This is a genomic window from Thermosporothrix sp. COM3 (assembly GCF_059696735.1).
Map to the genome: position 1 here is coordinate 1,726,161 of NZ_AP019376.1, position 16,467 is coordinate 1,742,627.

General features: G+C 54.2%; 18 protein-coding genes. 7 read left to right on the forward strand and 11 right to left on the reverse strand.

From position 1 onward, the window contains the following. Positions 1–21: 21 nt before the first annotated feature. Positions 22–2,247, forward strand: a complete 2,226-nt coding sequence (locus KTH_RS07510; RefSeq protein ID WP_497617576.1) for a glycoside hydrolase family 3 C-terminal domain-containing protein — start codon at positions 22–24, stop codon at positions 2,245–2,247. 79 nt (positions 2,248–2,326) lie between these two features. Here KTH_RS07510 and KTH_RS07515 read toward each other — a convergent pair whose 3' ends face one another. From KTH_RS07515 to KTH_RS07535, 5 genes are all read right to left on the reverse strand, one after another. After that, the gene (locus tag KTH_RS07515) at positions 2,327–2,794 is read right to left on the reverse strand and encodes a hypothetical protein (RefSeq protein WP_497617577.1); all 468 of its coding nucleotides are present in this window, start codon (positions 2,792–2,794) and stop codon (positions 2,327–2,329) included. A gap of 135 nt (positions 2,795–2,929) precedes the next feature. Further along, positions 2,930–3,703: a class I SAM-dependent methyltransferase gene (locus KTH_RS07520; RefSeq protein ID WP_111325246.1), complete on the reverse strand. Its 774-nt coding sequence runs from the start codon at positions 3,701–3,703 to the stop codon at positions 2,930–2,932. A 215-nt stretch (positions 3,704–3,918) separates the two neighbouring features. After that, complete coding sequence (locus KTH_RS07525) at positions 3,919–4,320, reverse strand: hypothetical protein (RefSeq protein ID WP_111325245.1); 402 nt, start codon at positions 4,318–4,320, stop codon at positions 3,919–3,921. A 209-nt stretch (positions 4,321–4,529) separates the two neighbouring features. Then, entirely contained in the window at positions 4,530–5,690 is a 1,161-nt protein-coding gene (locus KTH_RS07530) for a VanZ family protein (protein ID WP_111325244.1), read from the reverse strand. Positions 5,691–5,874: 184 nt separating this feature from the next. Further along, a complete protein-coding gene (locus tag KTH_RS07535) occupies positions 5,875–6,384 on the reverse strand; it encodes a PH domain-containing protein (protein ID WP_111325243.1) in 510 nt (169 codons plus the stop codon). A 376-nt stretch (positions 6,385–6,760) separates the two neighbouring features. Between KTH_RS07535 and KTH_RS07540 the strand changes: the two genes are divergently transcribed. From KTH_RS07540 to KTH_RS07550, 3 genes are all read left to right on the forward strand, one after another. Then, complete coding sequence (locus KTH_RS07540) at positions 6,761–6,979, forward strand: hypothetical protein (protein WP_111325242.1); 219 nt, start codon at positions 6,761–6,763, stop codon at positions 6,977–6,979. Positions 6,980–7,121: 142 nt separating this feature from the next. Then, positions 7,122–7,250, forward strand: a complete 129-nt coding sequence (locus KTH_RS07545) for a hypothetical protein (RefSeq protein ID WP_497617581.1) — start codon at positions 7,122–7,124, stop codon at positions 7,248–7,250. Beyond that, positions 7,231–7,611, forward strand: a complete 381-nt coding sequence (locus KTH_RS07550; RefSeq protein ID WP_111325241.1) for a hypothetical protein — start codon at positions 7,231–7,233, stop codon at positions 7,609–7,611. The genes KTH_RS07545 and KTH_RS07550 overlap by 20 nt, the downstream gene beginning before the upstream one ends. 98 nt (positions 7,612–7,709) lie before the next feature. Here KTH_RS07550 and KTH_RS07555 read toward each other — a convergent pair whose 3' ends face one another. The 6 genes from KTH_RS07555 to KTH_RS07580 all read right to left on the reverse strand — a co-directional run bounded on the left by KTH_RS07555 (position 7,710) and on the right by KTH_RS07580 (position 13,641). Next, the gene (locus KTH_RS07555; RefSeq protein WP_111325240.1) at positions 7,710–9,752 is read right to left on the reverse strand and encodes a hypothetical protein; all 2,043 of its coding nucleotides are present in this window, start codon (positions 9,750–9,752) and stop codon (positions 7,710–7,712) included. Continuing rightward, on the reverse strand, positions 9,736–10,140 hold the full coding sequence (locus KTH_RS07560) for a hypothetical protein (protein ID WP_111325239.1): 405 nt from the start codon (positions 10,138–10,140) through the stop codon (positions 9,736–9,738). The genes KTH_RS07555 and KTH_RS07560 overlap by 17 nt, the downstream gene beginning before the upstream one ends. Before the next feature lie 307 nt (positions 10,141–10,447). Further along, positions 10,448–10,711, reverse strand: a complete 264-nt coding sequence (locus tag KTH_RS07565; protein ID WP_111325237.1) for a hypothetical protein — start codon at positions 10,709–10,711, stop codon at positions 10,448–10,450. Positions 10,712–10,723: 12 nt separating this feature from the next. Beyond that, positions 10,724–11,323, reverse strand: a complete 600-nt coding sequence (locus KTH_RS07570; protein WP_111325236.1) for a hypothetical protein — start codon at positions 11,321–11,323, stop codon at positions 10,724–10,726. Positions 11,324–11,327: 4 nt separating this feature from the next. Beyond that, the gene (locus KTH_RS07575) at positions 11,328–11,621 is read right to left on the reverse strand and encodes a hypothetical protein (RefSeq protein ID WP_111325235.1); all 294 of its coding nucleotides are present in this window, start codon (positions 11,619–11,621) and stop codon (positions 11,328–11,330) included. A gap of 61 nt (positions 11,622–11,682) precedes the next feature. After that, on the reverse strand, positions 11,683–13,641 hold the full coding sequence (locus tag KTH_RS07580) for a phage major capsid protein (RefSeq protein WP_111325234.1): 1,959 nt from the start codon (positions 13,639–13,641) through the stop codon (positions 11,683–11,685). Positions 13,642–14,124: 483 nt separating this feature from the next. On the opposite strand from KTH_RS07580, the gene KTH_RS07585 reads away from it, so the two are divergent. The 3 genes from KTH_RS07585 to KTH_RS07595 all read left to right on the forward strand — a co-directional run bounded on the left by KTH_RS07585 (position 14,125) and on the right by KTH_RS07595 (position 16,432). Then, positions 14,125–14,925 (forward strand): RNA ligase family protein, encoded by an 801-nt coding sequence (locus KTH_RS07585; protein WP_111325233.1) that lies wholly within the window; start codon positions 14,125–14,127, stop codon positions 14,923–14,925. Beyond that, complete coding sequence (locus KTH_RS07590) at positions 14,918–16,051, forward strand: AAA family ATPase (RefSeq protein ID WP_111325232.1); 1,134 nt, start codon at positions 14,918–14,920, stop codon at positions 16,049–16,051. The genes KTH_RS07585 and KTH_RS07590 overlap by 8 nt, the downstream gene beginning before the upstream one ends. A gap of 165 nt (positions 16,052–16,216) precedes the next feature. After that, positions 16,217–16,432, forward strand: coding sequence for a hypothetical protein (locus tag KTH_RS07595; RefSeq protein ID WP_111325231.1), 216 nt, complete (start codon positions 16,217–16,219; stop codon positions 16,430–16,432). Positions 16,433–16,467: the final 35 nt, after the last annotated feature.

Sequence of the window (16,467 nt, forward strand, 5' to 3'; positions counted from 1 at the left end):
ACAAAAGAAGGAGCGTATGCTATGGAAGCACGCGAACTGGTACAGAAGTTGACTCTAGAAGAGAAACTTGCTCTTACCGTCGGACGAAACTTCTGGCAGCTCAACGCAATCGAGCGCCTGAATATTCCTTCGATCACGGTCAATGATGGACCGCACGGGCTCCGCAAGCCGGAGAACCCCGAAGACATCGGGCTGGAAGGCCCCATTCCGGCCACGAATTTCCCATCAGCCTCCGCTATTTCGACGTCCTGGAACACAGAGCTTGTTGAGGAGGTCGGGCGCGCAATTGGAGAAGAGGCGCAGGCGCTTGGCACGCAGGTTGTGCTTGGCCCTGGCATTAATATCAAGCGCACACCCCTCGGTGGTCGTAATTTTGAGTATTACAGCGAAGATCCTGTGCTGGCTGGCGAACTGGGTACGGCCTTCGTGCGTGGCGTCCAGAGCCAGGGCGTGGGCACATCCCTGAAGCACTACGCCTGCAATAACCAGGAATTCGAGCGTATGAGTATCAGTGCGGATGTCGATACACGCACCTTGCGCGAAATCTACCTGGCAGGCTTCGAGCGCGTGGTCAAGAATGCACAGCCCTGGACGGTGATGGCGGCCTACAACAGCATTAACGGCACGGCTGCAACCGAGCATAAGGAGCTGCTGACCGATATCCTCAAGGAGGAATGGGGCTTTGAAGGGGTCGTGGTGTCCGACTGGGGCGCGGTGAATGACAAGGCGAAGGCGCTCGAGGCGGGCCTTGATCTGGAAATGCCGCCGGGCGTTGGTCGCGACATTCAGGCGCTCGCGGAGAAAGTTCGCAAGGGTGAGCTCTCAGAAAAGGCCGTTGATAAGGCTGCTGAACGCGTGTTAAAGCTGATTCTTCGTGCACAAGAAAACCGCAAAGAGGGCACCACCTTCGATAAGGATGCTCATCATGCGCTGGCTCGGAAAGCCGCCGGAGAGTCTATTGTGCTGCTCAAGAACGAGGAAAAGATCCTCCCGCTTGCTGCTCAGTCGGTTGCTGTGATTGGTCGCTTTGCCCGTCAACCGCGCTTCCAGGGCGGCGGCAGCTCAATGATGAATCCAACGCGTGTCGACAACGCCTATGATGAGCTGCAAAAGGCGCTTGCCGGGAAGGCTGAGCTTTCCTATGCTGATGGCTATCTCGATGAGGGGGTAGGCGATGAGAAGCTGCATCAGGAGGCGCTTGAGCTGGCTCAGAAGGCCGAAGTCGCTGTGATTTTCGCAGGCTTGCCCGATATCTACGAGTCTGAGGGATATGATCGCACGCATATTGATCTTCCTGAATCTCATAACCGCTTGATTGCTGATATCTGCCGTGTGCAGCCGAACACCGTTGTGGTGCTCTTTAACGGCTCGGTTGTCAGGATGCCGTGGCTGGCTGACGTGAAAGCGGTTCTTGAGGCTGGTCTTGGCGGACAGGCAGGCAGTGGCGCGGTTGCTGATGTGCTTACTGGCAAGGTCAACCCGTCTGGCAAGCTCACCGAGACCTTCCCGCAGCGGATCGAGGATACTCCATCCTATCTGAGCTATCCGGGCGAGGAAGGCCATGTGCGCTATGCCGAAGGGCTTTTCGTCGGCTATCGTTACTATGACCGCAAGAAGATGAAGCCGCTCTTCCCCTTTGGTTATGGTCTTTCTTACACTACATTTGAATACAGTAATCTGCGAGTCAACCGTACTGAGACAACCGAGAAAGACACGGTTGAAGTAACAGTCACAATACGCAATACCGGAAACGTTGCCGGTAAAGAGATAGTGCAATTATATGTCCGTGATGTGGAGTCGCGGCTTGTGCGTCCTGAGAAAGAGCTAAAAGCCTTTGCGAAAGTAGCGCTGGAGCCGGGCGAGGCAAAAGATGTCACCCTGACGCTACAACCGCGTGACTTCGCGTACTATGACAGTACCTATCATGAATGGGTGATCGAGTCGGGTGAATTTGAGCTGCTGATTGGGAAATCGAGCGCTGACATTGTGCTGCGCACGACCATTCAGATGAACGCACATGAACCCTTCCGCCCGCTTACCATCACGAGTTATATCAAGCAGATCGCGAAATATCCAGAGGCGCTGGCTGTAGTGAAGGAGACGCTCAAGGGTACCTTCTTTGCGGACTTCCTCGACTCTCCGTTCGCCGGTGAAATGCCGTTCTTCAAGCTGATCGGTTTCGGAATGCCTCGGGAAGCCGTCGAGGGGCTTCTAGAGAGGATCAACACGGTTCTCTCAAATCGCTAATCAAGCAGGCAGGTCAGGTATTGCTACCCGACCTGCCTTTTTGCTTACTGATTCTTCTATATATCGAATATCAGGAAGATCAGGCGAAGCCGCCTCGGGCGATCAGGTTACCGGTCTCTGCATCAAAGACAAAGAAGGTGCGGGTGAGTTGCGGCACCTGCTTCACATCAGGTGATACAGAGATAAGCGCATTGATCGGTTTATCTGTCTGAAATTCGATATAACAATAGAGTTTTGATGTGGAACGGGTATTGTTGTCGAAGAAGGCATTATGGAATATGGCGTTCAGACGGTCGGGAGAAACAAAAAGTGTTCGCTTCAGCGTGTAGCGCGGGTCCTGTCCTTCAGGCTGCGTTTTCAGGTACTCGGTGACCTGGCGAAGGGTGAAGGCAGGAACTGCGTCTCGCTGCGGCTTGATAGCCGGGGTGTTTTCGTGCTGGATGACCGTATTGATGGTCGCGCTCCTGGCTGGCAGGTTGCCGAAGATGGCGAAAGCAGTCAACAACGCTCCAAGCAGAATACTATGAAAGAGCATCTTCTTGCGCATACTACATCCTTTCGCGTAGAAGAGAAATGAGGAATCATATCTTGAGTATAGCACATTGTAGGGGGTAAGAAATAGGGAGATGTATAACAGGAATGATGGGAAGAGAGATCTTGCCTGCTCTCTTCCCAGAAGGCGTTAAGGCCTGTGAGCGAGCACCATCAGCCGCCAGCCGCTCAAAAGGCGGACCGCGAGATCAGGATTGAATTGATAAAGTAGCCATCCAGGGAGGCGGCGCAGCGCCCGCCAGAGAAACTGTGCGGTATAACGTGGCCACTGAAGCGGGTTCCTGGGGAAACGTCGTGTCATTAAAGGTGGAAGCGTATACCGAACATCAAGGATCTCATACCCGCAGTCTCGCACGAATTTGAGTGCAAGCGATTTATCAAAAAAGTGGATGTGTCCGTAGTTTCGATGAAACGTGATAAGCTGATTGCGGATCACAGATTGCGCGGTAATATCGATCGGGAATTGAAAGAGTGTATATGTACTGCGCGGCTGGATGTCGCGAAGATAGCCGTAGCAATCTTCAATATGTTGAATGACATCGATCAATAAGAGCAGGTCGAACGAGGCATCCTGCTCATAACGAAAATCGGCCAGATGGAAATGAAGGCGCTCGTTTTCGCGTTCTTTTGCCAGCTCGTATGCTTGAGGCGAGATCTCATAGCCATGAAAGGTGCATTCCGGGGATAAAGAGCGCTGCAAAAGACGCAGAATTTCGCCACTCCCGCAGCCTATATCGCCAACGGAGCGTACATCGAGCCGGTTTCGCCGAAGCATCTGGAGAATTGCGCGTGCCTTCCAGGGTGCGGCCTCTGTATGCCAGCCGGGATTCTTGCGCAGATATTCACCATTTATATAGAGATCGCGTACCTGCTGGTGCTCCGCTACAGTCTCGCGTTGGCCCATAGTTCCTCCAATTCTAGAATCTCCTTCAGGTTATAGAAGAAGAGAGATGTTCCTTCATACCTTTATTTAAACGTATGGGGCCGAATTTCTGCACAGCTTTTCCGGAGAAAGAGAAGGATGGGCCTCTAGCGCGTCAAGACATTATCGCGCTGAAGCAGGACTTTTGTCCTGCCTCGGTCATGAGGGACGCGCAAACGTCCCTCGAAAAACCGTGTTCAGGCTGCCTGCTGGGCCCTCGTGAGCGATAAGCCAAGCGTGAGAAGCGCGAGCAGTGTAACCGGGATGAGCCACAGGCCAATACTCGGCAGTGACAGGATGTTCAGGATGACAAGGAGCAGAACCGAGCAGACTAGCAGCCAGCGCCAGCCTGAAGCCGCTGTCCGACTATGTTGTATTGAACCAAACACGATCCCGAGCAGCACCAGAGCAAGCAGGCTGAGCGACACAATTGCGAGAGGTGAAATGCCGGCTTGCAAGAGCGATGCCCTGCCACTTCCTCCATCTGGACTACTTAAAAATTGGTAGCTTGGGCCGAAAAGCACATAAGCCAGTAGCACCAGTCCGAGCAAGCCCGCAATGAGACCAGTTACCGCTTCAATTCGTTGAATCGTTCTCATCGCGTTCCTCCTTTCTCGAAACGAAAGAACGTCCTGCACTTATTATAGTGCGAGGGTGCAACGAAAAGCAAGAAGCCAGACGAGCAGAAAAATCGATGGTGTTTTGTGGAGTGAGGTGGAGCCGGTAGAAATGGGAAAACACTCGGAAAGGGCCGACAGAAGAGATGCCGACCCTTTTCAGCTAAAAGGAGAATGAGTGCGCCCTGATACTACGCCTCTCGGTAATAAGACAGCGGCACGGTATAGCACTCTGACTCGATCACTGCATCATGTGTGCGTGAAAGAATATGTCCCAGGCTGGGTCGCATATCTTTGCGCAGGATCATCGGCGCGATGTACAGCAGAGAGAGCCCGAGGTGAAGTAGCAATACTGATGTATCTGAAAGGTGTTGCTTACCGGAAACAGCAAGATATTCATTAACGACTCCAAGCGTTGTAAGCGGTAACATATACGATGCATAGTAGAGAAAAAAGTGATGGAACCGTGGCTTACGGAATTGATTGTCATCAAGGGTGATACCAACAATATATTTACCGATGGTTGATCCGCGTAATAGCAGTGGTAAGATCAAAAAGTCGATGAAGGAGAAAAACCAGGTGAAAGCTTGCAGAATAAGCTGTGCATAAGGAGTAACTGAGGGATGAATATCTGTAAGCGTGTAGAAGATAATCATCACAGCAAGGAATGCAATAAGGCTTAGAATAGAGATAAAAGAGAGGTCGAAGAACCAGGCAAGGAAGCGGCGGGAGACCCGCACTCGCAGCATGCTGGTTGCTCTCTTTCCGCGTGGCGAGGGCAACAGGAGGAACATGTACCCGACGCCGTACCCGAGCATCGCGCCGAAGGTGTTGACAATCAGGTCATCGACGTCGAACAGGCGATAGGGGCAGGGATACAGGTACCAGATGCCGGTGAGCTGCGTGGTCTCGAAGGCGAGCGAGATGCCGAACCCGAGGAGCGTCGTAAAGAGAAAAGAGCGCTCGAAATAATAATGCATGTAGATACCAAATGGCACAAAGAGCAATATATTGAAGAAGATTTGCAGAAATGCCCCGCTGGTGAGGACATTGCGTGCTGTCCACGCTGGGACCTCTCTGGCAATATCATTTATGAAGTTGAAGGGCCGAAGTTGCATAGATTTTTGATAGATTGTACAAAAATCTGGTGTAATTTGTGGTAGCGGGAGAATAATATACAGGCACATGGTTAAGCTATAGTAGATGAAGGTATAGAAGACGAACGTTCGCCAGCGGGGAAGCTGACCAAATTGTCTATATGTACGAAATGCAAACGGGATCAGCACTATAAACGCAAGGAACGGGAAGAGTAACAGTGCAACAATGATTGGCAGTGAATATTGACGAAACATATACTCCCTTTACTATACACAAACAATCTTCACAGGAATGCTTTTCTATCTATATGGTTGATGCAGCCAGAAGAGGTAGGCTGCAAGCCCGGATGCAGTATACCGTATAGATCGATGTTTGTGTATATTGAAGAGATCGCCCTTCTCCTGGTAAAGGGAGTGTGCGAGCGCCATAGAAGCGCGTTTAGCCGGCGTTTGCCTTAGGTTCCTTTTTCAGAAGCCCCTCGATCACCTGCCGCATTTCCTCAGGTTCCTTTTTCAGAAGCCCCTCGATCACCTGCCGCATTTCCTCGTCGTTTTCGACCTCATGATATACGGCCTTGCTCCCTCCGACTCCATAAATACGCAATGTGTGGATATGAAACGGAAAAGGGAATTTATTCTTACTATCCCGTTCAACCTCTTTGATGCGATTAAGAGGAAGATACATCTCTTTCCCTCGTGTTGTGACGATAACGCGCTGATCTGTAACGACAAACGTGTTTTGCATATAGCGCAATATTCGGATGAGGAAATTCACCAGCGTATATATCATGCCAACGAACGAGAGGAGGAAGAAGCTACTTAATGCTGCATTGGGTGGAACAATTATAACAACAAGAAAAACAATGAGACAAATTCCAAAAAGGATCAAGGGCCGATAAAAAATAGCTTTGCTGTACTTACTCTGAAAAAGGACGGTTTCGTCTTGCATAGTATCCTCCGGGTGTGCCTTCTCGCTTACTTGCGCTGTATTATACCGCAACCATAGGTGTTTGTCTGCATTATTTGAAGGGAATATGTAGAAGATGTAGAAGACTGCTTCCCTCTCCACAAGAGGCGCGATGGAGGAGGAGACAGAAGCGATTCATGAGGCTGGTCGCTCTGGTGCAGATGTGGTGCAGCCATTACGATTTTTAACTTCGCTCCTGATAGTGTGCTTTGTCTTATTTATTACACTTTTGCTCATTTTATCCCTGCTATATGTCAATTTATGTCTTTAGATCGGCTCATTTGCCAGTCGATCTTGTTCCATTTATCCTGATAAAATGTGCTGAAAGTTACTGAATAAAGAGTAGAAGGAGTAACTTATGAAGGGTGCTTTCTGCGACGATATTCATGGCCGGGCCTATCACCTGCTAGCTGTTGTCCTGGCTTTACAGGGGCGCCTACCAGTAGGGATGATTGTTCAGCCTGGTGATTTTGGAGTGAAACGCCTGGAAACCATGATCCGCTATCCTGTCATATTCCTTCGATTCGCGGGCAACGATCCCGCCGAGCTAGATTTTCTCCATGTCATGAAAGCATAACGGGAGCTAGCGCAGCGGCTTCGAGACGTAAAACAGAGGCTATCTCTACCACTTATCTTTCTTCGTGGCGATCGTGATGAGATAGCATGGCTCCGTAAGCTCTCGGGTGGTGTCCAGACGGAGCTGATTCCTGTTGATCCCTTTGGCCTGTTCCACTATGCTCCAGGCGATGCTGGAATGCGATGGGATCAAGCTAGCGGTTTTTGGAGGTGTTGAGCAGCCGGATGCACCAGAGAAGCAAGGAACCGAGCATGATAACCGTGCGTTATGAGCGCCTGCTTCACGCCGATCCTGCTTCGCTGGACGTCCTGCTCACACATGAACCACCCTATGGCATCAGCAAGGGCTTTTTCGGCCAGACTCAGGGTTCCACTCAAGTGAGCGCATTGGTAGAGCGGTTACAATCCTGCTATTATCTGGCCGGGCACCTGCACCATCTAATCGGGCCGCGCCAGACAGCAGGGAGAACAATGTTTCTGGGCCTCTCCATGCCTGGAAAGACGCGTACACTCCGCAGACCTGAGCCATTGAGCGCCCTTGAAGCCGGGACACCGGCCCTGCTCGATACGGAAACACATGCGCTCGAAGTGATCTCCTCCTTAAACAGAAGCGAGAGTGCGACGCGTTGGTGAATGAGCTGGCTTCCTGTCTGTATTGAGCTGGTATCAATATTTCTTTGTATTCAGTTGTTTGTTTTCTGCTGAATGTTATGACATTGCGATCTCCTTCCTCACGTACCGGAGCAGTGCAGGCGATGAGCGTACGTTGCGGAGGCGCGGTCATAGCGTGAATCGAGGCGGACGATACGCACGTTGCCAGTGGAGGCGCTGCGTGGGTCGCTCACGCTGATGACGTCGCCGGGTTCGAGTCCGGGGTGATAGGGGACGGTGAGGACGCGCTGCATCGCGAGTGTGCGTTGCTCATTGAGCAGGGAAAGGGCAGCGGCAGTGCAGCGGTCCGAGCCGTTGATCTTGGGATCGGCGCGATAGGCGAGGCGCTCGATGCCGGTGTGATGCACGTTGGCTTCGTCGTAGGCTTCGCCGTTGACGGTAGCTGAGCTGCTGAAGGCGGCGCGTCCTGAGACGATCACGTGGTTAGCGCGATCGGCGTTGCTGGTAAAGGTGACGGTTTCGAGCTCGGGCTGAAAGGACCAGACGGGGGCCTCATCGGCGGGCAGGAAGCGAAAGTGCAGGCGCTCGTCGGGATCCAGGAAGTAGCTGAGCTGGTAGATCATGCAGATCTCATCGAGGGCGGCGCGCATGGGCTGGCCGGTGGGCAAGAGAAACGAGAGAATGGGTGAATCAAGGTCGCCACCGGAGAGCGGAATATCAGGGTCGGGGATGCCAGCGCGTGAGCAGATGCGCGTGATAATGTAGCGTGCGCCGAAGCCAGGAATAGTATCTTGATGGAGATTGACGTGATCGAGCTGGCGAGAGAGATCGAGAGCGACCAGCTTGAGCAGGTGGCGGTTGGGCGCGCGTTCAAGAGCGATCTGCGTGATGCGGTAGGTGCCGGTACGTACGATCTCGTCGCCGGAGCTGGTGCGATAGCCCTCGTAGAGGCAGAGCGAGGCATTGAAGTTGATGGGCCGGTAGCGCGTCTGAGAGCCAATGAGATCATTCCATTGCCCGTTGCTGTTATCAAGCGTGATCTCGATGCGTGCGGGCTGGTTGAGCTGCTCGACGCGCTCATAGCTCAGCAGGGCATTGGTTAACACGGCGAACTGATTCTCATCCTCATAGCGAAAGTGGGGGGAGCGGTAGACGCGCCGTGCCGTGATGAGGTACACGCCGTCGTCGGGCCGGGAGACGAGCGAGACGCCGCGTCCGGGGAGCCCATCACGGAAGGAGGCCCCGTTGCTCCAGTAGCGTGGATCGGTGGCGCTGCGCACGCGCACCGTTTGTGATACCAGACCAGAGCGCACGCCGTTATCGTTCTGAATATGTGCGAGTAAGTAGCGCTGTGAACCGGGATCGAAGATGATGCGCGGAAAGAGATGAATGGTGCCGGTATAGCTGGAATCGAGGATCTCGGTGTGAATGAACCACTGTCCTGAGCCGGGCCAGTAGGAGTAGTTGAGCAAGCTGACTTTGGTGCTGATCACCAGATGGTAGCGATCGCCAAGCCAGGCGACGGCCAGCCCGCTGCCATTGGCGAAGGTTGCGAGGGCAGGCACGTTGCTCCACTGCTGTGGCGCGCTCCACGCGGAGCCATTCCAGAGGCAGAAGGCAACCACAATGCCGGCGGTCGTCTCAAGCAGGAAGAAGACGTCATTGTTGCCCGCGCTGGAGATGCCCTTGATGTTCGCGCTCGGGCTAAAGGTGGCGATCACGGTGGGGCTGGTGCTCCAGGTCTGGCCGTTGTTCGTTGAGGTCCAGACGAGCAACTGAGATGTATTGTTCGTGAGCGTGCGGAAGCCGAAGGCACGCAAGATGTTGCCGGGATTGAGCGAGACGGCACATGCGCCCTCGCGATCGAGATCGGTGCCGCTGCCGAAGATGGTTGAGCTTTGCCACTGGCTGAGCTGCGTGGGATCGGTGATGCGCTGGTAGCGATAGGTGCAGCGAATGGAGCCAGAGGGCGGGTTATCGACCCAAACGCGAATGATGCTCTTGTCGGCAGCGATGCAGGCATCTTGCACCACGTCATCCGTGTTGTCGAGGGCGTGAAGCAACGGGAAATGCTGCACACGATCCTCGACGGTGAGCGCGAGGGCGGGAACGCGGTGCGTGCTGCGGATAGCGGCCTGTAGGGTCTCACTGAGATCGCGCATGCATCACCGTCCTTGTTAAGATTGGTTGTGTCAGGCGTGCGCGCGTGTGCCTGATGGCGTCGAACAATTCAACGAGATGAAAAGGCATAGAAAGCGCCTCGATACCACTTTCCTGACACTGCTTGTACTGATCGAGAGAGGGTGTCAGAAAAATGGGCTCGATCCCGCGATCTCGCAGAATACAAGCAAGCCCCCTCGGGTTCTGACGGAAGTCAAGCTGTGCGATCAGGCAGCGAACGGCGGGATGTTCGGCCTGCGCGAGCAAAAGCAGCGTAATTTCGTGTACCTCCTTTTCCCCTTCGTCCTTCAGAGCGCGAATAATGGCCCGGCGCAGTTCGGTATTTGCGATGGCCACGCCGATGTGCGTGTGTTGTGTATGCTTCGTCATTGAGTCCCTGCCTTCTGTCCAAAAATTGCTATGCGCGGAGCGCGGTAGCCTGTCCTGCCTGGCTCTGTCCCTTTACCCGGGATTATTATATCTATCTGTATGAATCGTGACATGTCTGTTTCTTCATCTTTCTGCTCGTTGATGGGCTGTTTCTGAGCGACCGGAAGAAGCGTCTGTTCAGATTGCTGCTTCTCTGTATGTTTTTCTGTTTCATTGTGTTTCAAGATGAGCCTGCTTCTATGAAAAGTTTGTCATTGAGTATGCCATGTTTTTCATCAAACTGTCATAAAAGCAGACTCAGAGCGTGTTATGGCAAGGTCACAGGACCTGCCGTGCGCAGTTTTACCTGTAAATCTCGCATTGCACGCTGCAATGATGCATCCATCTCAGTGCGCTCAAGTCGCTGTAGCAGGCGTGTCAGGAGCGCGATGCACTTGAGAGCGGCTGCAAAGCGCTCTTTTGTGCTCATCTCCTCAAGATCGAGCGAGCTCAGGAGCAGGAGCGCGGTCTGTTCGAGGCGCGTGACCCAGATCTCGAGGCGAGACGGCTGCTGAAGCGGTTCTATCTCCATATCAGCCCCTTTCTAGAGTATATAGCCAGTGATTTCGAGCACAACGGCACATTTCGCGTTAATGGTGCGTACATTGACCTTGCCATCAGGAGCCATCGGCAGGATGCCGAAGACCTTTTCGTAGACGCCTGCGACGCTGCCTTGCGAGGTTTGAATCCCCATGCCGATGTCTGGCGTCAGGTTGGTTGGTTTAAGCACGACGTAGCCTGCGCCCGAGGTCGGAGCGGATTGTAGTGAGCAAAGAATGGCCCGCACGCCGACCGGGATGCCTGTTGAGCCGCCGGTAAAGGTAGCGACCGTCGTGGTGTTGGCCTCAAAGGTTGTGCCATTATACGGCCTGTAGGGCGGAATGAGCATGGTCACGCGCCCGGGAAGCGGTGTCGGCACGCCATAGTTCCCTTGTGGATAGACAGCCAGCACGACCGCGTCTGTATGGTTGTTCTCATCGAAGAAGAGGACGGCACAGGCCGCGCCACTGAGCAGCGATGAGGGGTCCATGTGGGTGGCGACGGGAATATCACGAATGACATTCCCATCCAGCATGCTGACCATAGCCGTATAGCTGCTTGCATTGAAGCCGAGAAGCAGGCCGCGCTTGATGATCTGAGCCATAGGTTTACGCGTCGTTGGCCTGCTGGCCTGGCTCCGGGACAGCATCGGAGGCGGCATTATAGGCATGGAAGCTTGCCGCGGTATAGGCCGTATGCAGGACACTATTCACCGTTGTCGCAAGGTCAGCGGCAGTCAGCGTCGTATCGCTTGAGATGCGGTGCCAGGTGCCACCTGCTGGCAGTGAGCTTGCTTCTGTGAGTTGCACATAGGCGAGCGTGCGCAGCGTCAGGTAGGTGCCGGGCTGTACGCTCGTGCCGCTATTGAAGCGTCCCCACAGGAGTTCAGCCAGATTGAGCATGTGTTCTCATCTCCTTTCTGAGTGCCTGCCCTGTTGGTGAGAGCAGGCACGAAATCGCCTGTTATGCGCCTCGATAGAGGCCACGGTAATCAACGACGGCGCCGCCATACTCGTGGCGAATCTTGTAGGTGAGCATGTCCTGGGTGAAGTTCAGGCCGCTTGTAGGCTGATCCTGAATGAAAAGTGCCGGGTTGACCTGCCCGCCGATGAAGCCGATTTCAATCGTATCAATCATGCGAGGATCTGCCACGAGGAACCATTGTGCCGGATTGCTCAACTGGGCGCTGATGATTGGTGTGACGTAGCCCTGCATCGGGTTGACATCGTTGTTGGCGGAGCCTGGCAACTGGGCGGAGCGTGTCAGGATCATCGCCTGCCATTCCAGTTCGGGCGGGACAACAAGGAACCGTGGACGCAGGCCGATGCGCTTGCCAGCGGTGTTGGTCTGCACACGCATGGCCGAAACGCCACTTTGTAACGCCTCTGCGCTCAATGCTTTGTCGCTGGCGTTGTGATGCGGATTCCCGGTATTGAAGAGCGGGCTTCCATCGTAGATCGTCGGGTTGCTGCTGAGGAAGCTATAGACAAATTCAGCAAGCGTATAAGCGGCAGCGGTTGCCAACCTGGCGGGGATCTGGCGCAGTGCCTGGAGATCGTCGTTCAGGATCGTCTCGCGGCTGATCGAGACCAGATTCCCGCGCTTCTGCGGCACGTAGACGGCGGCGCTGTCGCTGAGGGAGACGGCGCTATAGGCCGTATTCTCGGGCACGATCGGCAGGCTATTGAAGTGGCCCATGCGGACGCGGCTTTGCTGCTTGAAATCCTTGATAGGCACGATAGAAACGAATTGCATCCAGTCGGCGGGCCAGGCCTGATAGTCCTTGAGCAGGCGTTTATTCATCGATGAACCAAGCAGATAGGCGAAGCTGGCGGTGGTGGTATCCGCCTCAGTCAGGCGAGCAAGTGGAGCGGACTCTGAGACGCGAATCATACCAAGCGTTGAGGCGCTGCTGAGCCCACTTGCGACGGAGCTATCACCGGTGACGCGTGCATAGGCTTCGCGAATGCCGGCAAAGGGCCGGATGTTGCCCAGGCGTGCGGTGTCGATGTCGAGATCAAAGAGGCGATCAAAGGCGGCCTGTACCTTCTCAGCCTCGCTGATCACATCGGAGATCACGGCTTTCTCGATGCCATTCCCACGAACCAGCCCGTCACGCGAGAGTTCGGCCATCAGGTGCAGCGCATTGCTGACCTCTTGTTCGAGCTCGCTCTGTTCAAAGATGCGGCCTGAGAAGCGGCTGCGAAGCTGTGTCTTGAGCGCAGCGGGCAGGATGCTTTCCTGAAGCGTGCGCTCAAGTGCGAGCTCACAACGCTGCTGCTGGACGTCCTGAAGGGCCGCCTCAAGCTGACGGCGCTGCTCTTCGATTGGTTGCTGTTCCATAGAATTTCCCCATTCCTCCTGCTGTCGATACATACTGTCGTCCGAAATGATGTGTCGGAACGTTCCGCCTGCGCTCGGCCGAGTGACCACGTCACAGGAGTTGAGCGCAAGAACCTCCGTTACCTTTTTCGCCTGTAGATCATCATCATGCTGCCAGTGACCATAGAGATCGACCGAGAGCCCGATGAGATCAGGGCGACCGAGTTCACATGCCTCACGAATCAGCGTCCAGAGCCAGTCGGCAGCTTCAAGGATGTGCAGTGTTGCATCAACCCGGGCCGGATTGCCGGGTACAAACTGCACATCGTGATAGAAGCCGACAACGTCGCGCACGCTCCGTCCGCTTGCTTCCGGTCCGGCATGATCAGCATAGGCGTGAGCGCCCTCTAGAAGCTCCATGATGCGACGAAGCGCGGCTTCATCATAGGCATAGCCGTTTTTCGAGATGCCGCCCTGGATGACGGTGACTCGCACGGCATGACCCGGGCTGGTCTGCCGCTGTTCGAGAATGCGCGCATCCTCGATGATGATGTGAGCGTGGGAATGGCCGTCATGCGGCTCCGTGTGGTGCTCCTTCATCCTCCCAACCTTCCTCCTGAGGCGCGACAGGCTTCTGCAAGCAAGCAGCCTGACCGCCGCGACCCCATCTACTTGTCTGGCACCCAAAAGAGGAAAAGAATGTTGTACTGTGTATATTATACCATTGCATGTCAAAATGTATGGATGGGATCAGGCTTGTCTTTGGATCGATGTTATGGTATGCTTGACAAAAGACGCGAAAACGTCGGAGTAGAGCGCACATGGAGCAGACGAACTAACAGACACCTCATGAAACCATGCCTTCACTCTCTGGCATGGAACATCCTGTGAAGGGCTTGTCCGTTGAGGAAATGCATAATCCTCAGCGGTACGATGGCGTGTCTCGAATGTTCTGAAGCTGCAATATGACTTCCTCTGAGGCGCTCATTTCTTCCTCATTCAGCTCCTCATGCCCTTTCCCATGGATTTCCATGCTGCTTCCTCGTTGATGATGCCAGATGTAGTCAGACGAAAGGAACTGTTATGGACCTTTTTAAGTATCCGCGAACTCCTCATCTTGTTGGTTCGGGGGTGCAGCGCGGCGATGAAGATATGTATGTGATTCCGCTGCGTGAGCTGGAAGGACGCTATCTTGTGATTGAAGAAAAGATGGATGGTGCAAACTGTGCGCTTCGCTTTGATGAGAATGGTCAACTATTCCTGCAAAGTCGTGGGCATTTTCTGACGGGTGGGCCTCGCGAGCGACAGTTTCATCTCTTCAAGCAATGGTCGTATCGGTATATGCAGGAATTATATGAGGTACTTGAAGATCGCTACATTCTTTTTGGAGAATGGCTGTATGCGAAACATACCGTTTTCTATACTGAGTTGCCTCACTACTTCCTGGAATTTGATATATACGATACCGCGCGCTCCGTCTTTCTCAGTACGGAGCAGCGCCGGAAGCTGCTTCGTTCGCTTCCTTTTATCGTCTCGGTCAAGGTGCTGACGGAAGGAATCTATGAGGAGCTGCCTCCGCTTCCTGCGCTGATCGGCCCCTCACACTTTATCGGTGCTGGTGCACTTGGGCGCTTGCAGGAATTGTGTATATCGCGCGGTTTGGAATTTGAGCGCGTCCTGGAGGAAACCGATACCAGCGGCCTGATGGAGGGGTTGTACATCAAGGTGGAGGAGGAAGGGGTTGTGAAGGAGCGCTACAAGTACGTTCGGGCGGGTTTTCTGCAATCTTTGTTGAGTTCGGGTAGTCACTGGATGGAGCGGCCTATTCTGCCGAACCAACTGCGGGCGGATGTATCGCTGTTTGGAGGTGATGACAATGGATGATCGCTTGCTATTCACCGGGAGCTTTCCCGGCTATCCGCTGACCGGTTGGGATGGCGTACGAAGCCGCTTCGCCTGGCTTCAGACACTGCACGATGTGCCTCAGGATGCTCGCTTTCATGCCGAGGGCGATGTGTTGATTCATACCAGGATGGTTTTTGAGGCGATGATGCAGCTTGTTGAGCTGCTTCACTGTACCGAAGCTGAACGAGGCGTCCTGCTGACTGCCGCATTGTTGCACGATATCGCGAAGCCGCTTTGCACGAAAATCGAAGCTAACGGGCGCATCACGTCAAAGGGGCATGCACGTCGCGGGGGGCTCCTGGCGCGGCGGCTGCTGATGAGCGGTGATGGCCTGGATGAATGCTTACCCCTCACCATGCGCGAGTATATTGTTCGCCTGGTTCGCTATCATGGCCTGCCGCTGCACTTTTTCGATCGCGAGGAGAAGGAGCTGCTGGCGGCGAGTCAGTGTGTGCGTTTGGATCATCTGGCTTTGCTGGCCGAGGCAGACGTGCGCGGACGCATTTGTGACGATCAGGCTGAACTGCTGGACCGCGTGGCACTGTTTCGTGAGTTCTGTTCTGAGCTTGGTTGCTATGAGGCTCCGTACCGCTTCTCATCAGACTTCAGCCGCTTCGAGTACTTTCATAGCGAGCGCCGCGACCCGGCCTATGACGCCTACGACGCGACGACCTGCGAGGTAGTGATGCTTGCTGGTTTGCCTGGTGCCGGGAAGGACACCTACCTTCAGCAGCACTACCAGGATTGGCCTGTCATCTCGCTTGATGCGCTGCGTCAGGAGCTGCATGTCTCTCCGGAGGACGATCAGGGGCGCGTGGTGCAGCAAGCAAAGGAGCGTGCCCGGGAGCTGCTGCGGGAACAGCGCTCATTCGTCTGGAACGCGACCAATGTCACCCGGATGCTTCGCGCTCAGTTGATTGATCTGTTTGTCGCATATGGGGCGCGTGTGCGGCTTATCTATATTGAGACGCCGCTTGAGAAGCTGCTTCAGCGCAATCGAGAGCGACAGGCTGGCGTGCCGGAGTCGGTCATCTTCAAGCTATTGAGCAAGCTAGAGGTTCCAGACCCGATTGAGGCGCACCATGTCGAGTGGGTGACGAGCTGAATTGCAGAAATACAGCAGGCGAGAGGGCGGATCCGTTCCCCTTCTCGTCGCTTCCATGCTCTCCCCCAAACGCGACAGATTTGTGACAAATCAGCGATATGCCTGCGACAAATCCCCGGTATACTCCTTACCAACAAGAGAAAACAACAAAGGAGATACTGAAAAATGATGACACTTGCAACACAGATCACCAACAAAATGGCGACCCTTCTTCCTGCACGGGAGACAATCGAGCAGCAGATCCAGCAGTTCTTCAAGCCACAATTAGAGCCAATTGATAAGCAGAAGACTCGCAGCCTCGACGAGCTGATGCAAGAAGAGGAAACCATCTTCACGCTGCTTGCCAACTCGCTATATGACTCCCCGATGAATCGGCTCTAGTCGGGGAGACGTGGCAGGTGGCTGTGAGTCTCCTG

Bases quoted from the DNA above. Each gene is read 5' to 3' on its own strand.
- KTH_RS07510 (WP_497617576.1), top strand. From the start codon at position 22: ATGGAAGCACGCGAACTGGTACAGAAGTTGACTCTAGAAGAGAAACTT.
- KTH_RS07515 (WP_497617577.1), bottom strand. From the start codon at position 2,794: ATGCGCAAGAAGATGCTCTTTCATAGTATTCTGCTTGGAGCGTTGTTG.
- KTH_RS07520 (WP_111325246.1), bottom strand. From the start codon at position 3,703: ATGGGCCAACGCGAGACTGTAGCGGAGCACCAGCAGGTACGCGATCTC.
- KTH_RS07525 (WP_111325245.1), bottom strand. From the start codon at position 4,320: ATGAGAACGATTCAACGAATTGAAGCGGTAACTGGTCTCATTGCGGGC.
- KTH_RS07530 (WP_111325244.1), bottom strand. From the start codon at position 5,690: ATGTTTCGTCAATATTCACTGCCAATCATTGTTGCACTGTTACTCTTC.
- KTH_RS07535 (WP_111325243.1), bottom strand. From the start codon at position 6,384: ATGCAAGACGAAACCGTCCTTTTTCAGAGTAAGTACAGCAAAGCTATT.
- KTH_RS07540 (WP_111325242.1), top strand. From the start codon at position 6,761: ATGAAGGGTGCTTTCTGCGACGATATTCATGGCCGGGCCTATCACCTG.
- KTH_RS07550 (WP_111325241.1), top strand. From the start codon at position 7,231: ATGATAACCGTGCGTTATGAGCGCCTGCTTCACGCCGATCCTGCTTCG.
- KTH_RS07555 (WP_111325240.1), bottom strand. From the start codon at position 9,752: ATGCGCGATCTCAGTGAGACCCTACAGGCCGCTATCCGCAGCACGCAC.
- KTH_RS07560 (WP_111325239.1), bottom strand. From the start codon at position 10,140: ATGACGAAGCATACACAACACACGCACATCGGCGTGGCCATCGCAAAT.
- KTH_RS07565 (WP_111325237.1), bottom strand. From the start codon at position 10,711: ATGGAGATAGAACCGCTTCAGCAGCCGTCTCGCCTCGAGATCTGGGTC.
- KTH_RS07570 (WP_111325236.1), bottom strand. From the start codon at position 11,323: ATGGCTCAGATCATCAAGCGCGGCCTGCTTCTCGGCTTCAATGCAAGC.
- KTH_RS07575 (WP_111325235.1), bottom strand. From the start codon at position 11,621: ATGCTCAATCTGGCTGAACTCCTGTGGGGACGCTTCAATAGCGGCACG.
- KTH_RS07580 (WP_111325234.1), bottom strand. From the start codon at position 13,641: ATGAAGGAGCACCACACGGAGCCGCATGACGGCCATTCCCACGCTCAC.
- KTH_RS07585 (WP_111325233.1), top strand. From the start codon at position 14,125: ATGGACCTTTTTAAGTATCCGCGAACTCCTCATCTTGTTGGTTCGGGG.
- KTH_RS07590 (WP_111325232.1), top strand. From the start codon at position 14,918: ATGGATGATCGCTTGCTATTCACCGGGAGCTTTCCCGGCTATCCGCTG.
- KTH_RS07595 (WP_111325231.1), top strand. From the start codon at position 16,217: ATGATGACACTTGCAACACAGATCACCAACAAAATGGCGACCCTTCTT.